Source organism: Shewanella sairae (genome assembly GCF_023283535.1).
GTDB classification, from domain to species: domain Bacteria; phylum Pseudomonadota; class Gammaproteobacteria; order Enterobacterales; family Shewanellaceae; genus Shewanella; species Shewanella sairae.
This window is the reverse complement of sequence record NZ_JAKILT010000111.1, coordinates 1-5,378: the sequence shown is the minus strand read 5'-3', so window position 1 is coordinate 5,378 and position 5,378 is coordinate 1. Positions and strand designations below refer to the sequence as shown.

2 protein-coding genes and 1 pseudogene are annotated in these 5,378 nt (G+C 33.9%); 1 reads left to right on the top strand and 2 read right to left on the bottom strand.

The features are described from left to right. Positions 1 to 378 precede the first annotated feature (378 nt). A pseudogene (locus tag L2748_RS22920) lies at positions 379 to 570 on the top strand (IS4 family transposase); the annotation flags it as partial. Positions 571 to 619: 49 nt separating this feature from the next. Here the strand turns inward: L2748_RS22920 and L2748_RS22915 are convergent. After that, positions 620 to 3,232 carry an AAA-like domain-containing protein gene (locus L2748_RS22915; protein WP_220783385.1) on the bottom strand — a complete coding sequence of 871 codons (2,613 nt, stop codon included), beginning with the start codon at positions 3,230 to 3,232 and terminating at the stop codon, positions 620 to 622. 1 nt (position 3,233) lies between these two features. Continuing rightward, on the bottom strand, positions 3,234 to 4,787 hold the full coding sequence (locus L2748_RS22910; RefSeq protein ID WP_220783386.1) for a P-loop NTPase family protein: 1,554 nt from the start codon (positions 4,785 to 4,787) through the stop codon (positions 3,234 to 3,236). Positions 4,788 to 5,378: the final 591 nt, after the last annotated feature.

Genomic DNA, 5,378 nt, shown 5'->3' with positions numbered 1-5,378 from the left:
TCACCATGAAGCCCGTTATGGAGAGATGAAAGGTACAGCAGAAGCGTATTTTGCAGAGTATGCCTTAGCATTGACAAGTCTTGCGATTCAAACGGGATTGAAACAACAGGTGTTCGATCCTTTTATTGTACAAGGTTTGGTGACCCCCTCTATTTAGAAATGAAATATTTATAGCATTAGCTTACCTTGGGTAAATATTAGGTAAGTGAATGCAAATACATTTTAACTCTAAACGACAAAGGGGCGGCAACGTCTTAGAGCGATCACTCTAAGACGTATCTGGACAAAAATGCGTTAGAGAATAGGGTCTATCGCAAGTGACTTAGATGAGGCAAAGTATCTCAATTTATCTTATTCGCTCCGACCCCTTTATGATTTATAGCGGTGAAATCCGCTGACAAACACTGGCAATATCAAGCTAACTCAATAAAGCACCGCAATGTCCTCTCAAACCAGTTCATAGGCTTGAGAGCATACAAAGATAGGAACTTAAAGCTGTTGAAGTCGCATTGGCAGATAGCTATCAAGACACTGCAGGGCTTAATTCGGGAACCACAAGCATGCTATTAAATTCGTGGGGATCCGTCAGACTCTGACCCCACATATCCCCTAAAAAATATCACACTATTTCACACTCACCACTGTCCAACTGATCTTCTACTTGTTTAAACTTTTTTATTTCCACTTTTCCATCAGTGAACTTAACCCTAACCTTATCATTTCTCTTATATCTTTTGCTTGTATACTTAACTTGTTCAATTGGAGCGTTTTCAAAAATAATTCTATTTGCATTCAACTTAAAATGATTAACTACCTTTCTATTAAGCCTAGCGCTCTCATACTCTGAAGAATCCACCTCATCTAGTTTACTATTAATTTTATATGCAAATTGTAATCGTTTTTCAGCAGAATCATGAATTAACATTTTCAAAAATAGGATAGGTATCATTCTTGCACTAATATCGCCTTTCAAGCTCCCATCAGAATTTAAAACGATATCACACAATGCGTCCCCTCTTTTTAAATCACTAATACCTCTAAGACGAATAATCTCACGTTCAAATATTGTTATATCTATATTGTCTGATACTTCCACATAATTTTGAAACCCTTGGAAATACACATTCTTAGCGCACTCACTATTTTGATCAAAAAATGAAATAAACTTAGAAGCGAAAAAATACTCCTCAGGATCAACAAGCTTTCGATCAACAGAAAACACACAGTTCAACAACAGAAGACTATTTTTATTATCACTTAACTTAATAAACTCGCTAGCGGACTCAATAACAAGAGAGTAAAAATTACCACCACTAACTTTTATATTACGACTGAATTTTTCAACGAGGAGTTGAGTTTTTTCATCATCAAAAACCTTTGCCGAGTATACTATTAAGTCTTTTATAAACCTCCCTGTAATTGTAAAATCATTTGAATCCAATGATACAACTCTTTCTTTATTACTAGCTAAGTCGACAATGATATCGAAATATGAATTAGACACGTCTTGTTCAAGATTGAGTATATTTATAAGTTTCATTAACTCAAAAACAGGAAAAAACTTAGCATCATCATCTGCATATTTAAGACAGTTTTCAAAACAAAATCTTGCCTTTTCAAACATCTTAAGATCTAATCTAAACTTTCCTTCAGTATAGTAAGAAAGAGACAACCAATATGATATTTCAATTGGCTTTAGTGAACTTTCTTCAGACTCTCTCTCTTCTAGAAGTTCAGAAACAAAGTTTTCAAAAATATCACTTACAATTTCTTCTGAAACTTTTTCAAAATCAACCAACTCAACAAGTATCGCATCTAATTTTGCTCTAAAATAGATATCACTTTTTGTTGAAAAATCTAAATTCAAAATTTCATTGTAACACTCTAAAGCCAACTCATTCTTATTCGTCTTTTCATATGAGTTCCCTTTCATCCATAACAACTCTAAACAAATAGATTTATTTTCACTTGAACTAAATTTACAAAGTTCGATATATTCAATAACTTTATAATATTTTTCAACTTTAAGATAGCATGCGGCTAGCTTGTAGTACATTTGATTTTCTTCAATAAAACTTAAATTATCTTTTCGACTTAAAAGCTCTTCATATTGCCTTATTGCAATCAGATAATCCTTGTTAGAATATGAACTATCGGCATTCCCCATAGATAACGACTGGGTCTTATCCAAATTCGCAAGCCATTCATCATCTAAAGACATATCAATAATTCTATTTTTTATCCTAATAGTCCCTTCTTCGTAATTAGAATCAAGAACTCCTGCTAGGTATAGCTTTGATTTAACATCGTCAGATAAGCTTTCTTCTTTGCCATATTTAATAGCAATAACACCATCTCTAAGCGTTACATCTTTCGATATCAGAGTTCTAATATGATCTACAGGCGGGCGGTCAAAGTTTTTCAAGTACATAACATCAACAATATTATCAACAATTACTACTGTTAATACGACACCTTGATTGACTAAATCCTCTATCTCAGAGCATATTTCCCATGTCAACCTAGGGTTACCATTCGTCCAATAAAAAACTCTATCTTTAACTTCAACATCTAAATACATATCAGACTTAACTAGCAACTCGTTATATTCAGCCGCAGAAAAATCACCTAAAAATATCTTCTGACCTATATTAAATGGAGATATAGAGCTATCTTTTATTATATCACTAGGTTCAGCGACTCCTGACAAAATATATGTCAATCGATTAAACTCATTGAAATTAACCCTGTCAAAGTATACACTTCTTATTTGAGCAAAAATCTTATCAGAATAATCAGCTTGAGTTAAAGAGTCAATTTCATCTAAACTTATAACCAACTTACCTTTTACATCTTTCAATATACGTCTAAGTTCATAGCTATGTTCTTTATGTTCAGATGACTTCACTTTCTCTCGTCTTTCAGCAATATCTAACTCAGCCCTTCCCAATAAATTAGGATTTGTTTCAACAATTGTATCGACAATATGTCTAAAACAATCCCTTGCAGTTTCATGCTTATTCGACAAATCAATATAAGTAATAATATCAGAGTCAGACTCTAAATTTCGCTTAGCATTTATTAATAAGTTAGTTTTCCCCATTTGCCGAGAAACCAAAATATATCCAGGCCGTCCCATGTTACCTATTAACTCTCTAATTTGTTTATCCGCATTTCTTGAGACATATAGGTCTTGTGGAATAATCGTTTCTGGCTTCAGATTCTTTCTCATATCACGCTCTCATCTCATTCTGTGCTAAAGAGTTTCTGTAAAAAATTTTAGTTTTTCTTGGAGAACCTTCAAAACACTCTTTCGCAAAAAAACCTTCATGTGTTACATTCAAATTATCTTCAATGATAGCCACCAAGCAGGAAATGTTGACATCAGACCAAGAAGAACTCTTAATAACTTTAAATCTTTCCGTTATCTTTTCAAATTCAGTTCCAGCTAGATCCGCTGGTTCAAATATTGATGACAATATCAATTTCAAATTACTAATATCTCTTGTCTTAACAAGTACTGAGTATATAACTTTAGAGAATTCATCAAACATAGTTTGGTTTTGGATCGGTATTTCTTCAATATGCAATATTAATGAGTCATGTTCACAATGACGCTTTATTATATCGACAATGCTTTTAATATAAAAACTCAAAGACTGTTCTTTTACTTCAAATTCAGGATTCAGTTCTAAAAGAATTTCGTTAAACATGTAATCAACACTTTCATTCACACATGAACCTAGTGAAATATATCTGAATTTGCTATTTGATTTCCAAATAGCTCTCTGCAATGCCACTGTTTTCCCAACACCAGTCGGTCCACATAGCCAAAGGTGATTATTTGTAATGGTCTGAATAATTTCTTTATCAATTTCACGTTCTAAATAATACTTTTCATTAGAAGGTGTATAAAATTCAAATAACACATCTTCAACCTTATTATCATATAACTGACTTAGTGATATTCTAGGATTTTCACTTTCTTTCTGCTCACTAATAAACCAGCTAGCATTATTTTGAAAGAATAACACTAAAAGCTCATGAGATGTGTCAGTCTTAGAGCAAGGTTTAACAATACTAGAATGGTCAGTATCAGGTACATTTTTAGGAGCTGAGAAATACCGCCCAGCTGATTGCTTATTCACTACTTTAGGCATCCCAAAAAAAGGAGGTTTATTCTCATAGGCTTCATATCCTCTGATCTTCAACTTGTTAGAGTCTAAAAGATCTCTAAACCTACCATCTAAATCATCCAGAACATCACTTCCCCACCTCAACTCCTTTATTAATCCGTTATTCATAAAACCTGTAATAACAGACAAGTAGCTAGCTAATGAGGAACCAAAGGAAGGAGATGCATATAGAGCTATACCAATGTTCTTGTCTTTAAAATCATCCTGATGAGATTCTAGAATATGCCGTGCAATTATCCCTCCAGTACTATGACCTACAAATATAATGTTAGTCTTTTCGATAACAGAATGACCAAATTTTTCATCCTTCAAACACATTGCTCTAAAGACTTCACTTGAACAGTCTGTAACTTTATAATCACCAGAAGAAATACTAGTGTGAAACTCAGCCATAAAAATACTTGGCTCACCAAACCTTAAATCATCCTTAATTAAATCTGGCCAAAAAACCTGCTTTTCATCATTTTTCCAACATTTGACACTATTTGAAAATAGGCCGTGAACAAATACAATTACTGTATCGCTATCTGAATAGTGATACCAACCTTTTAAGTCCGTATACAAAATTGTAATCTCTTTGTAATGCTCCAACTGATTGTTCTAGCTTAACCCTAAACCATTTACTAGTAAAATCAATTACTCTGCAGAATTGGACAAATCCATCATAGTGCTTTAAGGCTAAACATAGGCCTAAAAGTTAGAAAATCAGATGTTCGAGTACAGTCAAGGTCGAAGTATTTAACTTCGGATAACTTTTGATAAGGAAGGAGCTAGCTAACATCATTTGAATGAGCTTTTACTCTAACGAATAATGGGGCATTTTTTATTTAGAGCGGCTACTCTAGCAGGGTGATCCCCAAGTCTTCATATGGAAAAGCTAGGACAGAAAAGCACTGCCCTCAGCTTTACCACAATCAGCCTGATTAACCTTTGTGGTGCCCGTAGGTTTGCGCTCCGCGCTCAATAGGTTTTCTTTTTTCTCTTATATAGATCAAATGCGCGAGCTATATCAATTTTGATATAGCGTGGTGGCTGGTCGGATAGCGTTAACCAGGCATAGATAATTTTGTTAAAACGACCTCAATTTTACAGTATGTATATTGTGCGCATCGCGTTATGAACACTCAACTCAATTTGCTATTGAACACCTCAAAAGAGCAAGTTATCTCGCCTGAAAATCGC

Bases quoted from the DNA above. Each gene is read 5' to 3' on its own strand.
- L2748_RS22915 (WP_220783385.1), bottom strand. From the start codon at position 3,232: ATGAGAAAGAATCTGAAGCCAGAAACGATTATTCCACAAGACCTATAT.